General features: G+C 52.0%; 17 protein-coding genes, 2 pseudogenes and 1 other annotated feature. Of the genes and pseudogenes, 10 read left to right on the top strand and 9 right to left on the bottom strand.

Going from position 1 to position 19,342, the window contains the following annotated elements:
- Nucleotides 1–112: 112 nt before the first annotated feature.
- From phsC to phsA, 3 genes are read right to left on the bottom strand one after another with little or no spacing between them, the layout of a single operon-like run.
- Nucleotides 113–880 carry a thiosulfate reductase cytochrome B subunit gene (gene phsC, locus B9P82_RS04630; RefSeq protein WP_101700020.1) on the bottom strand — a complete coding sequence of 256 codons (768 nt, stop codon included), beginning with the start codon at nt 878–880 and terminating at the stop codon, nt 113–115.
- Nucleotides 877–1,455: a thiosulfate reductase electron transport protein PhsB gene (gene phsB / locus B9P82_RS04635; RefSeq protein WP_016153548.1), complete on the bottom strand. Its 579-nt coding sequence runs from the start codon at nt 1,453–1,455 to the stop codon at nt 877–879. Before phsB ends, phsC begins: the two co-directional genes overlap by 4 nt.
- Nucleotides 1,456–1,469: 14 nt before the next feature.
- Complete coding sequence (phsA, locus tag B9P82_RS04640) at nt 1,470–3,743, bottom strand: thiosulfate reductase PhsA (protein WP_101700021.1); 2,274 nt, start codon at nt 3,741–3,743, stop codon at nt 1,470–1,472.
- A 397-nt stretch (nt 3,744–4,140) separates the two neighbouring features.
- Here phsA and sbcB point away from each other — a divergent pair, with 397 nt between their 5' ends.
- On the top strand, nt 4,141–5,565 hold the full coding sequence (sbcB, locus tag B9P82_RS04645) for an exodeoxyribonuclease I (RefSeq protein WP_101700022.1): 1,425 nt from the start codon (nt 4,141–4,143) through the stop codon (nt 5,563–5,565).
- 60 nt (nt 5,566–5,625) lie between these two features.
- Here sbcB and plaP read toward each other — a convergent pair whose 3' ends face one another.
- From plaP to B9P82_RS04665, 4 genes and pseudogenes are all read right to left on the bottom strand, one after another.
- Complete coding sequence (gene plaP, locus B9P82_RS04650; protein WP_016153551.1) at nt 5,626–6,987, bottom strand: putrescine/proton symporter PlaP; 1,362 nt, start codon at nt 6,985–6,987, stop codon at nt 5,626–5,628.
- Nucleotides 6,977–7,039 carry a membrane protein YoeI gene (gene yoeI, locus B9P82_RS29370; RefSeq protein WP_099045591.1) on the bottom strand — a complete coding sequence of 21 codons (63 nt, stop codon included), beginning with the start codon at nt 7,037–7,039 and terminating at the stop codon, nt 6,977–6,979. The genes plaP and yoeI overlap by 11 nt, the downstream gene beginning before the upstream one ends.
- Nucleotides 7,040–7,201: 162 nt before the next feature.
- A pseudogene (locus B9P82_RS04660) lies at nt 7,202–8,186 on the bottom strand (LysR substrate-binding domain-containing protein).
- A 40-nt stretch (nt 8,187–8,226) separates the two neighbouring features.
- Complete coding sequence (locus tag B9P82_RS04665; RefSeq protein ID WP_046275334.1) at nt 8,227–9,051, bottom strand: SDR family oxidoreductase; 825 nt, start codon at nt 9,049–9,051, stop codon at nt 8,227–8,229.
- A 174-nt stretch (nt 9,052–9,225) separates the two neighbouring features.
- Between B9P82_RS04665 and hisL the strand changes: the two genes are divergently transcribed.
- The 9 genes and pseudogenes from hisL to hisIE all read left to right on the top strand — a co-directional run bounded on the left by hisL (nt 9,226) and on the right by hisIE (nt 16,455).
- Nucleotides 9,226–9,273 (top strand): his operon leader peptide, encoded by a 48-nt coding sequence (gene hisL, locus B9P82_RS04670; protein WP_100250077.1) that lies wholly within the window; start codon nt 9,226–9,228, stop codon nt 9,271–9,273.
- Nucleotides 9,249–9,371, top strand: a sequence feature (His leader region). (Overlaps the previous gene by 25 nt.)
- Nucleotides 9,372–9,416: 45 nt before the next feature.
- Nucleotides 9,417–10,316, top strand: a complete 900-nt coding sequence (hisG, locus tag B9P82_RS04675; RefSeq protein ID WP_003834191.1) for an ATP phosphoribosyltransferase — start codon at nt 9,417–9,419, stop codon at nt 10,314–10,316.
- Between the two features lie 5 nt (nt 10,317–10,321).
- Entirely contained in the window at nt 10,322–11,626 is a 1,305-nt protein-coding gene (gene hisD / locus B9P82_RS04680) for a histidinol dehydrogenase (RefSeq protein WP_075848375.1), read from the top strand.
- Nucleotides 11,623–12,701, top strand: a pseudogene (gene hisC / locus B9P82_RS04685) (histidinol-phosphate transaminase). Before hisD ends, hisC begins: the two are co-directional and overlap by 4 nt.
- Nucleotides 12,698–13,765: a bifunctional histidinol-phosphatase/imidazoleglycerol-phosphate dehydratase HisB gene (hisB, locus tag B9P82_RS04690; protein ID WP_016153556.1), complete on the top strand. Its 1,068-nt coding sequence runs from the start codon at nt 12,698–12,700 to the stop codon at nt 13,763–13,765. Before hisC ends, hisB begins: the two are co-directional and overlap by 4 nt.
- Nucleotides 13,765–14,355, top strand: coding sequence for an imidazole glycerol phosphate synthase subunit HisH (gene hisH / locus B9P82_RS04695; RefSeq protein WP_003030129.1), 591 nt, complete (start codon nt 13,765–13,767; stop codon nt 14,353–14,355). The genes hisB and hisH overlap by 1 nt, the downstream gene beginning before the upstream one ends.
- Nucleotides 14,355–15,092 carry a 1-(5-phosphoribosyl)-5-[(5-phosphoribosylamino)methylideneamino]imidazole-4-carboxamide isomerase gene (hisA, locus tag B9P82_RS04700; protein WP_101700023.1) on the top strand — a complete coding sequence of 246 codons (738 nt, stop codon included), beginning with the start codon at nt 14,355–14,357 and terminating at the stop codon, nt 15,090–15,092. The genes hisH and hisA overlap by 1 nt, the downstream gene beginning before the upstream one ends.
- Nucleotides 15,074–15,850, top strand: a complete 777-nt coding sequence (gene hisF / locus B9P82_RS04705) for an imidazole glycerol phosphate synthase subunit HisF (protein ID WP_101700024.1) — start codon at nt 15,074–15,076, stop codon at nt 15,848–15,850. The genes hisA and hisF overlap by 19 nt, the downstream gene beginning before the upstream one ends.
- Nucleotides 15,844–16,455: a bifunctional phosphoribosyl-AMP cyclohydrolase/phosphoribosyl-ATP diphosphatase HisIE gene (gene hisIE, locus B9P82_RS04710; RefSeq protein ID WP_048215980.1), complete on the top strand. Its 612-nt coding sequence runs from the start codon at nt 15,844–15,846 to the stop codon at nt 16,453–16,455. The genes hisF and hisIE overlap by 7 nt, the downstream gene beginning before the upstream one ends.
- A 46-nt stretch (nt 16,456–16,501) precedes the next feature.
- Here the strand turns inward: hisIE and ugd are convergent, their stop codons facing one another.
- Entirely contained in the window at nt 16,502–17,668 is a 1,167-nt protein-coding gene (gene ugd, locus B9P82_RS04715; RefSeq protein WP_101700025.1) for a UDP-glucose 6-dehydrogenase, read from the bottom strand.
- 234 nt (nt 17,669–17,902) lie between these two features.
- Nucleotides 17,903–19,309 carry an NADP-dependent phosphogluconate dehydrogenase gene (gene gndA / locus B9P82_RS04720; protein WP_101700026.1) on the bottom strand — a complete coding sequence of 469 codons (1,407 nt, stop codon included), beginning with the start codon at nt 19,307–19,309 and terminating at the stop codon, nt 17,903–17,905.
- Nucleotides 19,310–19,342 lie beyond the last annotated feature (33 nt).

A 19,342-nucleotide genomic window follows, 5' to 3' on the forward strand; every position in this document is an offset into this window, starting at 1 on the left:
TTCTTTTTACGGAAGTTCTGTCGAACAAACATGGATAAATTGCAAGAAAATGTGACATAAGGCACATTTTCTTGCTATCAGGAAAGGGTTTCAGAGACAAATCTCGCCGGAACTACCCTTTACGCGGCACGGTCTCTGCGTGATGACTGCGATGGCGGTGATAACCATCGATCATACTGCGAAAAATTTGCCCTGGCGTGTCACCCAGCGTGCACAGGTAAATATGCGCGCAGATGAACAGTAAGCCCACAATCGCTAACGCCATATGCAGCACCAGCATCACCGGCCCCGCCCCTACCACCTGCGGGTAGAGACATAGCAACCCGGTGATGATCAGTAGTGGAACCAGTGCGTACATGATGGCCAGGTAGGCCAGCTGTTGCAGCGGGTTAAATTTGTCCTCTGCCGTTGCGGCAAACGGGTGCGGCTCACCTTTCATAATGCCATACAGATAAAAGCGTGTTTGCAGCAGGCAGCGTGATATCAACCCGCTAAATTTCACGCGATAATGGCAGCCGTTGCCGCTGGTTGCGTTTATTAACACAAAGCCAATCCAGAAGGCCAGCAATGCGAAGCCACACCAGGTATGTACCTGCACCATTAAGGCCACCGGTCCGACAGAAAAGTGGCCAAACAGGCCGCTCAGCAGAAGCAGGATAAAGAGCAGCGCATTACCCCAGTGCCAGCGGCGGACCGCCAGCGAATAGAGGTAGTCCCGATGCTCTTCCCCGGTTGCCGTTTTGGGCGCCAGCATCCGACGTAACAGCGCGTGCGTGACCAGGCCCGCAATCATCAGCACAATAACGACGCCTGCATAAATGAGCCACAGCGGCCAGTAGTCCGGCGCATAGTTAAGCTCTGCTCCCCAGATAGAATTCATACATTACCCTCCTGATGGATCTCTTTACGCCGATAGACACTTACCGGGCCGCTACGCGTATCCTGCTGGCGATAAACCTCTTTTTGATTAATCCAGTGCTGAATTTCCGGGTCATCGCGACGACCAAATTTCAGCGCATCCGTCGGACAAACGGAAACGCAGGCTGGCGATTGTCCGACCTCCAGGCGAGTATCGGCGCAGAAGTTACATTTGTCGGCAATCCCCGTTTGTGGGTTGAGGTAGCGGACATGGAACGGGCAAGCGGCAACACAGTAGTCACAACCAATACAGCGAGACTTATCCACTTGCACAATGCCATTTTCGTCACGAAATGAAGCGCCAGTAGGACAGACGCTGACGCACGGCGCATCTTCACAATGCTGACAGGAAACGCGAACAAACTGGAAGTGGGACAGCACTTCGGGTTCATGTTCGGGTGAACGGATCTGCACTTGTAGGCGACTAAATCCCTCCGGCACGTCATTCAGTACCTTGCAGGCAACCGTACACGCCTGACAGCCAATACAGCGTTTCTCGTCATGCAGCATGACATAAGGGTTTGTTGATTGATTCATGATGTTCTCCTTTCTCATGCCCGACGAAGCGTGACGCCAGCGGTGTGCACCACCGTACCGGAAACCGGACTGGTAACATGCGGAAGCAAATTACCGCAGTGAATACCGTGCGTCGTCGCCGCGGTTTTAGCTCCCGCCTTGGCGCCAAATCCCATATAAACGAACAGCGTATCGGGTCGTATTCCGGCAGTAACCAGCGCTTTGCCTTTTTCCTTACCGGTCGCATTTTCCAGCCAAATCTCATCGCCGTTTTTGATGCCTTTTTCACGGGCCGTTTGCGGGTGGATCCACACCGCGTTATCCCACATCAGCTCACTCAGCAGTGGTACATATTGCGTCGCGCCGTTGGTATGCACCGCAACTTTTCCCTGAATAAAATAGAGTTCATTGTCGCCTTTGAGGGCAAAATTGCGGGCGCGCGGAATACCGTAGCCAGGCAAAAGTGCTTCCAGCTCTTCAGAGTAGAGTTCAATTTTTCCAGACGGGGATTTAAAGCGCAGTTGCTCGCCATAGGTACCGTCGCCGTCAACCGCCACCGCGCCCGGATAACGCGCCACAAACTGACGCACTGCTTCAGGTTCCCGCAGCAGCAGCGGAATCCCCCACTCCCGATATCCTTTCTGACGCAGTTCAGCGGAAAGCGCATGATCGCCATTAAGCTGGTACAGCTGCCGTGTCTGCATATCCTGCCAGGGGTAGAACTGCCCAAGGCCTAACTGCACGGCCAGCTCTTTCCAGATTTGCCAGCTCGGACGCGCATCCCCAATCGGCTCTACAACCTGCTGGCGCAGGGCATAGGCCGGATTCAGGCCCGACATGTCAGAGACTTCTTCATCACGTTCAAGGTAGGTGCATTCGGGTAACAGATAATCGGCATATGCCGCGCTTTCGCTTAAATAGACATCGCAACTGACCACCAGATCGAGTTGTTCGACGGTTTTGACCAGATCAGGCCGACAGGTCACGGTTTGGAAAGGATTGTGGCGGGACATAATCCATCCCTTCACCGGATACGGCGTCTGGTTTAACACGGCATCGATGATGCTTTGCACCACGCCGCCGCCCGCCGCGATGTACTTGAATTGTGGGGCAACCAAATCGATGCGCTGCGCCGTTGGCTTGGGCAATTTGGCATCAGGTTTTGCCAGCACCGGAGCGACCTTCTCTCCGGCCAGCTTATTGTAGGTTGCCGCGGCTTTTTTCTGGTACAAGCCGCCTTCACGCTCAATATTTCCCAGCAGCGCATTGAGGGTGAAAATCATACGCCGCATATCAATTTCTTCTTGCGAAAACGTCGCGCGATGGCCAGGGCTGACGATAGCATGAGGCGCACAGGCGGCCATTTCGCGGGTGACCCGAACAATAACATCAGCAGGCACGTCAGCTTGATTTTGCGCCCATTCCGGCGTGGTCTCTTGTACCGCTTCGGCCAGTTGGTCAAACCCTGTGGTGTAGCGCGCTACGAAGTCCGCGTCATACAGATGTTCATTAATCATGACGTGACACATGGCCATTAACACCGGCAAGTCGCCGCCCGGCTTGAGCGCATGCCATTCATCCGCCTTGCTGGAGAAAACTGACAAACGGGGATCGAAGCTGACCATTTTTGCGCCCTTTTCCTGCGCGGTCATCAGTTCATGCGTTTCGGCAACCTCAATACCTTCATAGAGATTGTGGCCAAAAGAGACCATATAACGGGTATTGGCGATATCCATAGCCAAATCGCCGCCCATCATCACTTTGGCGGCAATCGATTTTCCGGCAGGGCATGTCGACGCATGCGTAAAGGTGTTTGGCGATCCAAATGCCGTTGCCAGCTGAAATAAATGACCCGAAAGCGAACCAGATTTGGAAGAGAATACGACCCCCTGAGGACCATGCTGCGCTTTTATTGCCGTCATTTTTTCAGCAATTTCTTTGTAAGCCTGTTCCCAACTAATAACCTGCCATTCTCCGCTGCCGCGAGGCCCTGTGCGTTTCATGGGTTTGACAATACGGTGCGGGTCGTTGACCAGGCTAACACCACTGCCTCCGCGCGCGCAGACACGCGTGCCTTGTTGAGGCGCATTAGGGTTCCCCTGAATAAAAACCGTCTTGTTATTAATTACCTGTGCCTGTATTGGGCAACGATAAGAACACATTTCGCACAAGCTTGGCGTCAGGGATGTTTTCCCCTTAATGCTCTCTGGAGAATTTCGCGCCAGTGCGCCAGGCGGAAAACTGCCTATCGCGCAGGCCGAGCAACCGATACCCACTCCTCGCAAAAAATTACGCCGACTAATGCTCATATAACCTCCTGTTATTAGATATATCCAATTATTATATGGTGTTTAAATTATTAATTTTTAACCTCACTCACATTTCATTAGAATATAGAGCAGCTAACCACCAAAATAAAAACCCATTGTTTATAAAAGAATTTTAAAGTTTCCAGAACACAACAAATCAGCACTAAATAACAATAATGGTTCTCATTTATATTATTTATCAGCTCATAGATTTCAGAAAATTTATTCCAGTAACTTCCCTTAACAGTACAAAATTTATTAATCAATTCTATTAAAGCCTGTTCATCTCAATTTTATTGCGTACATCATTCAGCATTGATAATCGCTTTGCTGATTACCTCGCTATTTTTTGGTATTCTTGGACGAGCGCTAAATTGATCCCGGACATAACTGAACAATGAATGACGGCAAGCAGCAACCTGGTTTTCTCTTTCACGATTACGAGACCTTTGGTACCCATCCGGCGCTGGACAGACCCGCGCAATTTGCGGCTATCCGCACAGATAGCGATTTCAACATCATCGGTGAACCTGAAGTCTTTTATTGCAAACCCGCAGACGACTATCTGCCGCAGCCTGAGGCGGTGCTGATAACCGGTATCACACCGCAGGAAGCGCGTGAAAAAGGAGAAAATGAAGCCGCCTTTGCTGCGCGCATCCACGCCCTGTTCACCGTGCCGAAAACCTGTATCCTGGGCTATAACAACGTGCGCTTCGATGATGAAGTGACGCGCAACATCCTGTATCGCAATTTCTACGATCCCTACGCCTGGAGCTGGCAGAACGATAATTCACGCTGGGATCTGCTGGATGTGATGCGCGCCTGCTATGCCTTGCGTCCTGAAGGAATTAACTGGCCGGAAAACGACGACGGCTTACCCAGCTTTCGCCTGGAGCATTTGACCAAAGCCAACGGTATTGAACATGCCAATGCCCACGATGCGATGGCCGATGTATACGCCACAATTGCCATGGCGCAATTAGTGAAGTCGCGCCAGCCGCGCCTGTTTGATTATCTCTACAGCCATCGCAATAAGCACAAGCTGGCCGCACTGATTGATGTCCCGCAAATGAAGCCGCTGGTCCATGTTTCGGGGATGTTCGGCGCATGGCGCGGCAACACCAGTTGGGTGGCGCCTTTAGCCTGGCATCCTGAGAATCGCAACGCGGTGATTATGGTCGACTTAGCCGGTGATATTTCACCGCTGCTCGAACTGGACAGCGACGCGCTGCGTGAGCGGCTCTACACTGCTAAAGCTGATCTGGGAGATAACCCAGCCGTGCCGGTTAAACTGGTGCACATCAACAAATGCCCGGTACTGGCACAGGCGAATACCTTGCGCCCGGAAGATGCCGATCGCCTTGGCATTAACCGCCAGCATTGTCTGGATAATCTCAAAATACTGCGCGAAAACCCGCAGGTTCGCGACAAAGTGGTGGCCATCTTCGCCGATGCGGAACCCTTTATGCCATCAGATAACGTAGACGCACAGTTGTACAATGGTTTTTTCAGCGATGCCGATCGTGCCGCGATGAAAATCGTTCTGGAAACTGAGCCGCGCAATTTACCGGCGCTGGATATCTCCTTTGTCGATAAGCGCATTGAAAAGCTGCTGTTTAACTACCGCGCACGTAACTTCCCCGGAACGCTGGATGAAGCCGAACAGCAGCGCTGGCTGGACCATCGTCGTCAAATATTCACGCCGGAGTTTTTGCAAAATTACGCCAATGAATTGCAGATGCTGAGCCAGCAATATGCAGATAACAAAGAGAAACTGATGCTGCTGAAGTCACTCTGGCAGTATGCGCAAGAGATTGTATAACTCCCACGTATAAAAAAACCGGAGAACATGTCTCCGGTTTTTTTTATCTAAATACAGTTATTACGCGATATCTTCGTCGTACTGCGGCACCGGGTTACGGAAGCTTTTGGTCACGCAAGCCAGGTAAATCAGACCAATAGCGGCCCAGATCAGACCCAGAACCATTGAGCTCTCTTCCAGGTTCACCCACAGCGCACCAACGGTCAGCGCACCGCACATTGGCAGGAACAGATACTGGAAGTGGTCTTTCAGCGTCTTGTTACGCTTCTCACGGATCCAGAACTGGGAGATCACCGACAGGTTAACGAAGGTAAACGCCACCAGCGCACCGAAGTTAATCAGCGCCGTCGCCATCACCAGGTCGAAGTTAATTGCCAGCAGAGCAATCGCACCAACCAGAATGATGTTCATGGACGGAGTACGCCATTTCGGGTGGACATAACCGAAGAAACTTTTCGGGAACACACCGTCACGCCCCATCACATACATCAGACGCGCTACGCCTGCATGCGCCGCCATACCTGACGCCAGTACGGTAATGGTAGAGAAAATCAGCGCGCCGACCTGGAAGAACTTACCAGCGACATACAGCATGATTTCCGGCTGCGAAGCGTCCGGATCCTTGAAGCGTGAGATATCCGGGAAGTACAGCTGCAACAGATAGGTGGAGACGATAAAGATCAGGCCACCAATCAGCGCGGTCAGGAAAATCGCCCGCGGGATCACACGTTCAGCGTCTTTGGTTTCTTCAGACAGGTTGCTGATACCGTCAAAACCGGTGAACGAGAAGCACAGAATAGTCGCTCCCGTGATCATCGGGATCACATGCGCATCACCTGACCAGAACGGACGGCTGCTCGCCAGCGTACCGGCACCTTCCCCTTCGAACACGCCATAAACGACCATGCCGAGGATCACTGCAATCAGCACCACCTGCAACAACACGATTACGGTGTTGAAATTCGCAACAGATTTCAGGCTGCGCAGGTTAAAGGCGGTCATAAAGGCCACCAGCGCCACCACGAATATCCATGACGGTATCGACGGCACCAGAGCTTCAAAATAAATTTTCGCCAACAGAATGTTGATCATCGGTGCGAACAGGTAGTCCAGCAGTGACGACCAACCCACCATAAAGCCAACGGTCGGGCTAATGGATTTCTGGGCGTAAGTGTAGGCAGAGCCTGCAGACGGATAGCGACGCACCAGTTTACCGTAGCTCAGTGCGGTAAAGAGGATGGCGATCAGTGCAAAGGCGTAAGCTGTCGGGACGTGACCATCGGTCATTCCTGATACGATACCGAATGTATCGAACAGCGTCATCGGCTGCATATAGGCAAGGCCCATCATGACAACCGGAACCAGCGTAAGCGTTTTACGTAATTCCACGCGAGAGGTGTTTGGAGTAGCGTTATGCGACATGGTTATCCCCCATTACGGCGAAAACCGTCGCGTAAGCAAAAAATTGCCCCATTTTTTGTTAATCCTCAGCGACAACAACTGTCGATTTTTAAGTAAGTATCTATCCGGTACGAAGCCCGGCCTCTTTTATGAATGATTGGTTTGATGCAAAAAAATAACCGACGCGTATTAAAACGTCGGTTAATGTCATTTTTTGCAAGCGGCGTATTTTGCACTAATTTGGAGAGAAATAACAAGAGATTGAAGCTACTACAAAAGAATATTTTTTCTTAACTGATTGATTTATCAGCAGCCGTTTTAACGTACACCCCCGCAATAGCACTATTTGCTAAAATCTCATCCCGCCACCAGGCACTGGCCAACCCGGCAGTCTGTTCATTCCAACCTATCCACACGGGTTCAAAGATAATTTGTGCGACTACCTTTTTCTCAATCAGAGCGCCGCTCTCCAGAAATCGCTGCGCCAGATAGCGCGGAATATAGCCGCATCCCAGACCACTGATTTGCAGTTCCAGCTTGGTTTTGAAGTCAAAAACGGTGATGGCTTCCTGATCGTCAAGCACCTGAGAGCCGGAGACGTTAGCATGCTGTGCATTGTCGCCCACCACAATCGCGCGAAAACGCCGAATAGTGCGACGATTCAACGGCTCCTGTTCCTGCGCCAGCGGATGATGCGACGCAACCACAAACACCTGCTCCAGAACTCCTAGCTGCGCAAAGCCAAATTCGCTCGCGGCAGGCGGCTCATGCGTGGCGCCGACAATAATATCCGCCCGCCCCTGAGTGAGGGCATCCCAGGAGCCGCCCAGCACGCCATTGATAAATTTCAGGCGCGTCACACTGTGGTGTTGATAGAAAGATTCGATGAGTGGGGCCAGCAGCGAAAAGGGAAACGTATCATCTACGCCAATAACCAGTTCATTCTCCCAACCTTCATGAAGTTTAATCGCCTGCTTTTCGAGTTCGCGGACGGTGTGCAACACCTCCCGCCCCTTTTCCAGCAGCATCTGTCCGGTACGGGTAAACTTAGCCCGATGTCCGCTGCGATCGAGTAGCTGAATATTAAGATCGCTTTCCAGCTTATGGACGGTGTAGCTAAGCGCAGACGGCGTCTTAAACAATTTTGCCGACGCCGCAGCGAAACTGCCCTCTTTTTCCAACGCATCGAGGATGATAAGAACGTCCAGCAGTGGTTTCATACTCGCCCCCTGGCGGTATCAGCGGCACTCTGCTGGTCTGTCACTCCATCGGCATCACCAGCGGGTCAGGATACTGGTACTCAAACCCAAGCTCGTTACAAATACGGTTGCCATCAATGACTTTACCTTTACCGTTATCCTCATTGCCACGAAATTCCGGCGGCTCCATCCCCAACTGGCGGGCCATCTGTGGATAGAACACATTGCGCGCCGGATGCATAGGCGCACATATATTATAGATGTGTCCCCCTTTTGGCGCTTGCAGCAGCAAAGAGATGGCGGCAACCACATCATCCAGATGCACCAGATTGACGCCATGGTGTCCATCTGGCGCTGTCTTGCCAGCGAAAAAACGACCGGGATGTCTTCCCGGGCCGACAAGTCCGGCCAGGCGCAAAATATCCACCGAAGTGCCGGGTAAATTGTGCAACCAGTCTTCAAGTTCTTTCAAAACGCGACCACTTGCCGTGACCGGGTTACGCGGAGTCCCTTCTTTCACGATGCCTTGTGCATCGCCATAGACCGACGTCGAACTGGTAAAAATAATCCGCGGGATACGGTACGCCAGCGCACTGTCGACCAGCTGCTGCATAGCCTGCAGGTAAAATGTCTCCCCCGGACCGCTACGGCGCGCAGGTAGCGTAATAACCAGCGCGTCGGCGTCCATCAGTGCGTCGAGATCGTCTGTCTCACAGACCAGTTCAGGCTCCAGGCGCAGCGAGTAGCTCTCTATACCACTCATGCGGGCCGCTTCCACCCCATCCAATGTGGTTTTGCTGCCGGTAACCTGCCAGCCTCTCGCCGCCAGCGACATAGCTAACGGCATGCCTAACCAACCCAAACCGACAATTGCGACCTTTTTCATGCCTTCTCTCCTGACTTTTGGCCTATAACGCAAGGCTACGCTAGCCCACAGTGGCTGACAATTCATAGTATCAATATGAAATGAATTAATGATCAAAAAAAGCCCTTGCTTTCCGTAGCTAAAGTGGTTTAGGTTAAAAGACATCAAATGAATAAACATTCATCGAGAAAATTTATGACACGCGCTCAATTCAAACACCATCATCACCATCATCCTGACTAGTCTTTCAGGCGATGTGTGCTGGGAGACATTTAAATCTTCCAGCGGTGCATGAGCGTATGAGAAAGCCCCCGGAAGATTTCTTCCGGGGGCTTTTTTTTGTGCGTGACCCAAACTGATTCAGACAGGATAACGAGGAATAAAGAATGTTAGATAACACCCGTTTACGCATAGCTATGCAGAAATCAGGTCGTTTAAGCGATGATTCACGCGAATTGCTGGCCCGTTGCGGCATTAAAATTAATCTTCACACCCAGCGCCTGATCGCGATGGCTGAGAATATGCCGATCGATATTCTGCGCGTGCGTGATGACGATATTCCGGGTCTGGTGATGGACGGCGTCGTAGATCTCGGCATCATCGGGGAAAACGTTCTCGAAGAGGAACTGCTCAACCGCCGGGCCCAGGGTGAAGATCCGCGCTATTTTACCCTGCGTCGTCTGGACTTCGGCGGCTGCCGTCTTTCGCTGGCTACCCCGGTTGATGAAGCCTGGGATGGCCCGGCAGCGCTGAACGGTAAGCGTATCGCTACCTCTTACCCACACCTGCTTAAACGTTATCTTGATCAAAAAGGGGTGTCGTTTAAATCCTGTCTGTTAAACGGCTCTGTAGAAGTCGCTCCCCGCGCAGGTCTGGCTGATGCGATTTGCGATCTGGTGTCAACCGGAGCCACGCTTGAAGCCAACGGTCTGCGTGAAGTAGAAGTGATTTACCGCTCTAAAGCCTGCCTGATTCAGCGCGACGGCGAAATGGCCGAAGCCAAGCAACAACTGATCGACAAACTGCTGACCCGTATTCAGGGGGTTATTCAGGCACGTGAATCAAAATACATCATGATGCACGCACCGAGCGAACGTCTGGACGAAGTCATCGCCCTGCTGCCAGGCGCTGAGCGCCCTACCATTCTGCCACTGGCGGGTGACCAGCAGCGCGTAGCCATGCACATGGTCAGCAGCGAAACCCTGTTCTGGGAAACGATGGAAAAACTGAAAGCGCTCGGCGCCAGCTCAATTCTGGTGCTGCCGATTGAGAAGATGATGGAGTGATAGCCATGAGCTTCAATACCCTGATCGACTGGAATAGCTGTAGCCCCGAGCAGCAGCGCGAACTGCTGATGCGCCCGGCGATATCCGCCTCTGAAAGCATCAGCCGCACGGTGGCCGAGATTCTTGAGAACGTCAAAAATAACGGCGACCGGGCGCTGCGTGAATACAGTGCAAAGTTTGACAAAACCGAGGTCGGCGCGCTGCGCGTCACCGAAGAAGAAATTCAGCAAGCCAGTAGCCGCCTGAGCGACGAGCTGAAACAAGCCATGCGGGCGGCGGTACGTAATATTGATACGTTCCACACCGCGCAAATTCTACCGCCGGTGGATATTGAAACTCAGCCTGGCGTGCGCTGCCAGCAGATTACTCGCCCTATCGCCTCCGTAGGGCTGTATATTCCTGGGGGATCGGCACCGCTCTTCTCGACCGTATTAATGCTGGCGACCCCGGCGCGTATCGCTGGCTGCAAAAAAGTGGTGCTCTGCTCACCGCCGCCGATTGCCGATGAAATCCTCTACGCCGCGCAACTGTGTGGCGTAAAAGAGGTGTTCAACGTGGGCGGCGCGCAGGCCATTGCCGCTCTGGCGCTGGGTACCGAATCTATTCCTAAGGTCGATAAAATCTTCGGGCCAGGCAATGCGTATGTGACCGAAGCCAAACGTCAGGTCAGCCAACGTCTTGACGGCGCGGCTATCGACATGCCTGCGGGCCCGTCTGAAGTGCTGGTTATCGCCGACAGCGGCGCGACGCCTGACTTTGTTGCTTCCGATCTGCTTTCTCAGGCCGAACACGGCCCCGACTCGCAGGTTATCCTGCTGACACCAGACGCTACGCTTGCCGAAGGCGTGGCCAAAGCCGTTGAACGCCAGCTTGCCGAGCTTTCCCGCGCCGACACCGCACGTCAGGCGCTCGCCGCCAGTCGACTGATCGTCGCCAGAGATCTTGAGCAATGCGTGGCCATCTCTAACGCCTACGGCCCGGAGCACCTGATTATTCAGACCCGTAACGCGCGTGAACTGGTTGACGATATTACCAGCGCTGGTTCGGTATTCCTGGGTGACTGGTCTCCTGAGTCGGCTGGCGACTATGCTTCCGGCACCAACCACGTTCTTCCGACCTACGGCTATACCGCAACCTGCTCAAGCCTTGGGCTGGCTGATTTCCAGAAACGGATGACGGTACAGGAATTAACTCCCCAAGGTTTCTCTACCCTGGCCTCCACCATTGAAACACTGGCCGCGGCTGAACGACTGACTGCCCACAAAAATGCCGTCACCCTGCGCGTTAACGCCCTGAAGGAGCAAGCATGAGCACTGACAACTTTCTCAGCGTCACTGATTTAGCCCGTAAGAATGTTCGCGAGTTAACGCCCTATCATCTGCCCGTCGTCTTGGCGGTAACGGGGACGTCTGGCTCAACGCGAATGAGTACCCAACCGCCGTTGAGTTCCAGCTACGCCAGCAGACGCTGAACCGCTATCCAGAGTGTCAGCCGAAAACCGTAATTGAGAATTACGCGCAGTATGCTGGCGTCAAACCAGAGCAGGTGCTGGTCAGCCGCGGTGCAGATGAAGGGATCGAACTGCTGGTGCGCGCTTTTTGCGAACCCGGTAAAGATGCCATTCTCTACTGTCCGCCGACTTACGGCATGTACAGCGTCAGCGCCGAAACGATTGGCGTTGAATGCCGCACCGTCCCGACCCTGGATAACTGGCAGCTGGATTTACAAGGCATCGCGGACAAGCTTGATGGCGTGAAAGTGGTCTACGTATGCAGCCCCAATAACCCAACCGGCCAGCTGATAAATCCGCAGGACCTACGTTCACTGCTCGAAATGACGCAGGGTAAAGCCATCGTGGTCGCTGATGAGGCCTATATTGAGTTTTGTCCGCAGGCTACGCTGGCAGGCTGGCTGTCTGAGTATCCGCATCTGGCAGTATTACGCACGCTGTCCAAAGCGTTTGCTCTCGCCGGTTTACGCTGCGGATTTACGCTGGCGAATGAAGAGGTTATCAATCTGCTGTTAAAGGTGATTGCTCCCTACCCGCTTTCTACCCCGGTAGCGGATATTGCCGCCCAGGCGCTGACGCCACAAGGGATTTCCGCCATGCGCCAACGCGTAGAGCAGATCCTGCAAGAGCGTCAGTATCTGGTGGAGAACCTGAAAACCATTCGCTGTGTAGAGCAGGTTTTCGACTCTGAAACCAACTATGTTCTGGCGCGCTTCACCGCATCAAGCAGCGTATTTAAATCTTTGTGGGATCAGGGCATTATCTTACGAGATCAGAATAAACAACCTTCATTAAGCGGCTGCCTGCGAATTACTGTCGGAACCCGCGAAGAGAGCCAGCGCGTCATTGACGCCTTACGTGCGGAGCAAGTATGAGCCAGAAGTATCTTTTTATTGACCGTGATGGAACCCTGATTTCAGAACCGCCAAGTGACTTTCAGGTCGATCGCTTTGACAAACTCGCCTTCGAGCCGGACGTCGTTCCCGTTTTGCTGAAGCTGCAAAAAGCCGGCTTTAAGCTGGTGATGATTACTAACCAGGATGGACTCGGTACGCAGAGCTTCCCGCAGGCCGATTTTGACGGTCCGCATAACCTGATGATGCAAATATTCACCTCTCAGGGCGTAGCATTTGATGAGGTGCTGATCTGCCCGCACCTGCCAGCGGACGCGTGTGATTGCCGTAAGCCAAAAGTGAAACTGGTTGAGCAGTATCTGGTTGAACAGGCCATGGATGTGGCAAACAGCTACGTCATTGGTGATCGGGCGACCGATATTCAGCTCGCAGAAAACATGGGCATTAGCGGATTACGCTACCACCGCGACACCCTGAACTGGGCGATGATCGGTGAGCAGTTGACCAAACGAGACCGTTACGCGCACGTTGAGCGTAATACCAAAGAGACGCAGATTGACGTCAAAGTCTGGCTGGACCGCGAAGGCCGTAGCAAAATCAATACCGGCGTTGGCTTCTTTGACCACATGCTGGATCAAATCGCCACCCACGGCGGTTTCCGCATGGAGATTGCCGTCAAAGGCGATCTGTATATTGACGATCACCACACCGTTGAAGATACCGGTCTGGCGCTGGGTGAAGCCTTAAAGCTGGCATTAGGCGATAAACGCGGTATCAACCGTTTTGGTTTTGTGCTGCCGATGGACGAGTGCCTGGCACGTTGCGCGCTGGATATCTCGGGGCGTCCGCACCTGGAATACCGCGCGGAGTTTACCTACCAGCGCGTTGGCGATCTGAGCACAGAGATGATTGAACACTTCTTCCGTTCACTCTCTTACACCATGGGTGTCACCTTGCACCTGAAAACCAAAGGGAAAAATGACCACCACCGTGTGGAGAGCCTGTTTAAAGCCTTTGGTCGTACGCTGCGTCAGGCTATTCGCGTAGAAGGCGATACGCTGCCCTCCTCGAAAGGAGTGCTGTAATGAACGTGGTGATCCTTGATACCGGCTGCGCCAACCTGCACTCGGTGAAATCCGCCGTCGCACGCCATGGATACGACCCGGTTGTCAGCCGTGACCCGGACGTGGTGCTGCGTGCCGATAAACTGTTTCTGCCGGGCGTAGGTACCGCCCAGGCGGCTATGGACCAGTTGCACGAGCGTGAACTGATTGAACTGATTAAAGCTTGTACGCAACCGGTACTGGGGATCTGCTTAGGCATGCAACTGCTTGGCCGCCGCAGCGAAGAGAGTAACGGTGTCTCTCTACTGGGCATTATTGAGCAGGACGTTCCGAAGATGACCGATTTCGGTCTGCCGCTGCCGCATATGGGCTGGAATCGCGTCTATCCGCAGGCGGGAAATCGTCTGTTCCAGGGCATTGAAGATGGCGCATATTTCTACTTTGTACACAGCTATGCTATGCCGGTGAACCCGTGGACTATCGCCCAGTGCCATTACGGCGAACCATTTACCGCGGCAGTACAAAAGGACAATTTCTTTGGCGTGCAGTTTCACCCTGAACGCTCGGGCGCGGCTGGGGCGCAGTTGCTGAAAAACTTTCTGGAGATGTAATGATTATTCCGGCATTAGATTTAATCGACGGCACGGTGGTGCGTCTTCATCAGGGCGATTACGCAACGCAACGTGATTATGGCAACGATCCTCTCCCCCGTTTACAGGATTACGCAGCTCAGGGTGCCAAAGTACTGCACCTGGTTGATTTAACTGGCGCGAAAGACCCGGCGCAGCGGCAGATCCCGCTGATTAAAACGCTGGTCGCAGGTGTCAATGTTCCGGTACAGGTTGGCGGTGGCGTGCGTACTGAAGCGGACGTTGCGGCGCTGCTTGACGCAGGCGTGGCGCGCGTGGTGGTAGGTTCGACGGCAGTAAAATCCCCCGAGGTAGTCAAGAGCTGGTTTGCCCGTTTTGGCGCCGACGCGCTGGTACTGGCGCTGGACGTTCGTATTGACGAGCGCGGTAATAAACAGGTAGCGGTTAGCGGCTGGCAGGAAGATTCCGGGGTTTCTCTGGAAGAACTGGTTGAGACCTATTTACCCGTCGGCCTGAAGCACGTGCTGTGCACCGATATCTCCCGCGACGGTACGCTGGCTGGCTCAAACGTCGCGCTTTATGAAGAAGTGTGCGCCAAATATCCGCAGGTAGCATTCCAGTCATCTGGCGGCATTGGCGGGATCGAGGACGTAGCAGCCCTGCGTGGAACCGGCGTACGCGGCGTGATCGTCGGACGCGCCCTGCTGGAAGGTAAGTTCACCGTTGAGGAGGCCATTCAATGCTGGCAAAACGCATAATTCCTTGTCTGGACGTTCGTGATGGGCAGGTGGTAAAAGGCGTCCAGTTTCGCAATCACGAGATTATTGGCGACATTGTCCCGCTGGCAAAACGCTATGCCGATGAAGGCGCAGATGAACTGGTGTTCTACGATATCACCGCCTCCAGCGATGGCCGCGTAGTGGATAAAAGCTGGGTATCTCGCGTGGCGGAAGTGATCGATATTCCGTTCTGCGTTGCCGGTGGCATTAAATCCATCGACGATGCGGCGCGCATCCTCTCCTTCGGGGCGGATAAAATCTCTATCAACTCCCCGGCGCTGGCCGAACCGGAGCTTATCACTCGTCTGGCTGACCGCTTTGGCGTGCAGTGTATCGTGGTAGGCATTGATACCTGGTATGACGCCGAAACCGGCAAATATCATGTTAATCAATATACCGGGGATGAAAGCCGTACCCGCGTCACACAGTGGGAAACGCTGGACTGGGTGCAGGAAGTACAAAAACGCGGCGCAGGCGAAATCGTCCTGAACATGATGAACCAGGACGGCGTGCGTAACGGTTATGACCTGGAGCAACTGAAAAAAGTGCGCGACGTGTGCCATGTACCGCTGATTGCCTCCGGCGGCGCGGGCACCATGGAACACTTCCTTGAAGCATTCCGGGACGCCGACGTTGACGGCGCGCTTGCCGCCTCCGTCTTTCACAAGCAAATTATTAATATTGGCGAATTAAAAGCGTACCTGGCAACACAGGGCGTGGAGATCAGGAAATGTTAACGAAGCAACAATGCCGCGAGCTGGACTGGGAAAAAACCGACGGACTGATGCCAGTCATCGTGCAGCATGCGGTTTCCGGTGAGGTACTAATGCTGGGTTATATGAACCCGGAAGCACTGGATAAAACGCTTGAAAGCGGCAAAGTGACCTTTTTCTCGCGGACCAAACAGCGCCTGTGGACCAAGGGTGAAACCTCCGGTCACTTCCTGAACGTGGTGAGCATCGCGCCCGACTGCGACAACGACACCCTGCTGGTGCTGGTTAACCCGATTGGCCCGACCTGCCATAAAGGCACCTCAAGCTGCTTTGGCGATGCCAGCCACCAGTGGCTGTTCCTGTATCAACTGGAGCAACTACTGGCCGAACGTAAAACCGCTGACCCGGCAAGCTCCTACACTGCGAAGCTGTATGCCAGCGGCACTAAACGTATTGCCCAGAAGGTAGGCGAAGAAGGCGTAGAGACCGCGCTGGCTGCGACGGTGAACGACCGTTTTGAGCTGACCAATGAAGCCTCTGATCTGATATATCACCTGCTGGTTCTGCTGCAGGATCAGGACCTCGACCTGACGACGGTGATTGAGAATTTACGCAAAAGACATCAGTAATAGACAGATACCGGCACTATGCCGGTATCTTTATTTAATTGAGCGTTTAATCATTTCCGAATAAATCTCTGGTATAGACTTTATCGGCTACATCCAACAGTTCTTCGGCCATCCGGTTAGAGATTATAACATCGGACTCGCTTTTAAATTTAGCCAGATCACGCTCAACCCGCGAATTGAAAAAACTATCATCTGGCAATACAGGCTCATAGATTATGACCGGGATACCTTTCGCTTTAATACGCTTCATAATACCCTGGATAGACGATGCCCGGAAATTATCTGAGCCACTTTTCATAATCAATCGATAAATACCGACGACCTTTGGCTTTCGTGAAATAATTGCATCAGCAATAAAGTCTTTCCGCGTCCGGTTAGCATCAACGATTGCTGAAATAATATTATTGGGTACAGATTTATAGTTGGCGAGTAATTGCTTAGTGTCTTTTGGCAGACAGTATCCACCGTAACCGAATGAGGGATTGTTGTAATGGTTACCAATACGCGGGTCCAGACAAACACCTTCGATGATCTGTCGAGCATTAAGCCCCAGGGTTTCTGCATAGCTATCAAGTTCGTTAAAATAGGCAACACGCATCGCCAGATAGGTATTTGCAAAGAGCTTGATAGCTTCGGCTTCGGTTGAGTCGGTAAATAGGGTCGGAATATCTTTCTTCAGAGCCCCTTCCTGTAGCAGTGCAGCAAACGTTTCAGCACGGGAAGATCGTTCACCAATTACAATGCGTGAAGGGTACAAATTGTCATATAGCGCTTTACCCTCTCGCAGGAATTCTGGGGAAAAGATGATATTGTCTGAGCTATACTTTTGACGCATCGATTGAGTAAAACCGACAGGAACCGTCGATTTTATCACCATTACCGCATCTGGATTTATTTTAATAACATCCTGTATAACTGACTCGACGCTGCTAGTATCGAAATAATTAGTTTTGGGATCGTAATCTGTTGGGGTAGCAATAATGACAAATTCTGCGTTCTGATAAGCTTTGTACTTATCCAGGGTAGCGCTAAATGTTATATCGTTTGATTGCAGATACTGTTCAATTTCTTGATCAACTATCGGAGATATCCGATTATTTAGCATCTCGACACGGGAAGGAACTATGTCCAGAGCAATGACCTGATGATGTTGGGCGATAAGAAGACCATTTGACAGGCCAACATATCCGGTACCAGAAATGCTGATTTTCATTTCATGCTCTCAGTATTATCTTAATATTTAATCATGATGTTGTACATCCTGATAAGAGAATAATGTTTTAACGTTTTGTTGAATATTGTGTCAACGAAGGTTAAAACAATTCAGATTTTCTTTATCAGAGTACGCTAGAAATATTAAGTAAAGATTAAGCAATCAACTTAAATCAATAAGATTTGGGATAAAAAAAGCCCGGTCAAAAAACCGGGCCAGTGAACGTCAGAAGACTTATTCCATCCATTCAGTATGGAAAACACCTTCTTTATCAGTACGTTTATAAGTATGCGCACCGAAGTAGTCACGCTGGGCCTGAATCAGATTTGCAGGGAGCACCTCTGCACGGTAGCTGTCGTAATAAGCGACAGCAGCAGAGAATGTCGGTACCGGGATACCATTCTGCACAGCATACGCAACAACATCACGTAGCGCCTGTTGGTATTCATCGGCAATGTTCTTGAAGTACGGGTCGAGCAGCAGGTTTGCGATACCAGGGTTTTTAGCATAGGCATCGGTGATTTTCTGCAGGAACTGCGCGCGGATGATGCAGCCCGCACGGAAGATTTTTGCAATCTCGCCGTAGTTCAGATCCCAATTATGCTCGTCAGATGCGGCACGCAGCTGAGAGAAGCCCTGAGCATAAGACACGATCTTACCGAGGTACAGCGCACGACGTACTTTCTCAATAAATTCTGCCTTATCACCCGCAAGCTGAGTTTTAGGACCGGACAGGACTTTAGAGGCAGCAACACGCTGATCTTTCAGTGAAGAGATGTAACGTGCAAACACAGACTCAGTAATCAGAGACAGTGGTTCACCGAGATCCAGAGAGCTCTGGCTGGTCCATTTACCCGTCCCTTTATTCGCCGCTTCATCCAGGATGAAATCCACCAGATATTTACCATCTTCATCTTTTTTAGTGAAGATATCTTTGGTGATATCGATCAGGTAGCTACTCAGTTCGCCGTTATTCCACTCGGTGAAAGTGCTAGCCAGTTCTTCGTTGCTTAGGTTCAAACCACCTTTCAATAATGAGTAGGCTTCAGCAATCAGTTGCATATCACCGTACTCAATACCGTTGTGTACCATCTTCACATAGTGACCAGCACCGTCGGCACCGATATACGTCACACACGGTTCACCATCTTCTGCAACAGCGGCGATTTTGGTCAGGATTGGGGCAACCAGCTCGTAAGCTTCTTTCTGACCACCAGGCATAATAGATGGTCCCTTCAGTGCACCTTCTTCGCCACCGGAGACGCCGGTACCGATGAAGTTAAATCCTTCAGCTGAGAGCTCACGGTTACGACGGATAGTGTCCTGGAAGAACGTATTACCGCCATCAATAATGATGTCACCTTTATCCAGATATGGCTTCAGGGAGTCGATAGCAGCATCAGTGCCAGCGCCTGCTTTCACCATTAACAGGATACGACGAGGCGTTTCAAGGGATTCAACAAACTCTTTTACCGTATAGTAAGGAACCAGTTTTTTCTCCGGATTCTCGGCGATAACCTCTTCCGTTTTTTCACGCGAGCGGTTGAAAACGGACACGGTATAACCACGGCTTTCGATGTTGAGCGCCAGATTGCGCCCCATCACAGCCATACCAACGACGCCGATTTGTTGCTTAGACATGTAAAACTCCTGTCAGGTGTAAGCTCCAGGCAG

It is taken from the genome of Citrobacter sp. L55 (genome assembly GCF_002850715.1).
Classification (GTDB): domain Bacteria; phylum Pseudomonadota; class Gammaproteobacteria; order Enterobacterales; family Enterobacteriaceae; genus Citrobacter; species Citrobacter braakii.

Coding starts and splice junctions, on each gene's coding strand:
- B9P82_RS04665 (WP_046275334.1), bottom strand. CDS start 9,051: ATGAAAAAGGTCGCAATTGTCGGTTTGGGTTGGTTAGGCATGCCGTTA.
- gndA (WP_101700026.1), bottom strand. CDS start 19,309: ATGTCTAAGCAACAAATCGGCGTCGTTGGTATGGCTGTGATGGGGCGC.
- hisA (WP_101700023.1), top strand. CDS start 14,355: ATGATTATTCCGGCATTAGATTTAATCGACGGCACGGTGGTGCGTCTT.
- hisIE (WP_048215980.1), top strand. CDS start 15,844: ATGTTAACGAAGCAACAATGCCGCGAGCTGGACTGGGAAAAAACCGAC.
- ugd (WP_101700025.1), bottom strand. CDS start 17,668: ATGAAAATCAGCATTTCTGGTACCGGATATGTTGGCCTGTCAAATGGT.
- phsB (WP_016153548.1), bottom strand. CDS start 1,455: ATGAATCAATCAACAAACCCTTATGTCATGCTGCATGACGAGAAACGC.
- hisG (WP_003834191.1), top strand. CDS start 9,417: ATGTTAGATAACACCCGTTTACGCATAGCTATGCAGAAATCAGGTCGT.
- phsC (WP_101700020.1), bottom strand. CDS start 880: ATGAATTCTATCTGGGGAGCAGAGCTTAACTATGCGCCGGACTACTGG.
- plaP (WP_016153551.1), bottom strand. CDS start 6,987: ATGTCGCATAACGCTACTCCAAACACCTCTCGCGTGGAATTACGTAAA.
- hisF (WP_101700024.1), top strand. CDS start 15,074: ATGCTGGCAAAACGCATAATTCCTTGTCTGGACGTTCGTGATGGGCAG.
- sbcB (WP_101700022.1), top strand. CDS start 4,141: ATGAATGACGGCAAGCAGCAACCTGGTTTTCTCTTTCACGATTACGAG.
- hisH (WP_003030129.1), top strand. CDS start 13,765: ATGAACGTGGTGATCCTTGATACCGGCTGCGCCAACCTGCACTCGGTG.
- hisD (WP_075848375.1), top strand. CDS start 10,322: ATGAGCTTCAATACCCTGATCGACTGGAATAGCTGTAGCCCCGAGCAG.
- phsA (WP_101700021.1), bottom strand. CDS start 3,743: ATGAGCATTAGTCGGCGTAATTTTTTGCGAGGAGTGGGTATCGGTTGC.
- hisB (WP_016153556.1), top strand. CDS start 12,698: ATGAGCCAGAAGTATCTTTTTATTGACCGTGATGGAACCCTGATTTCA.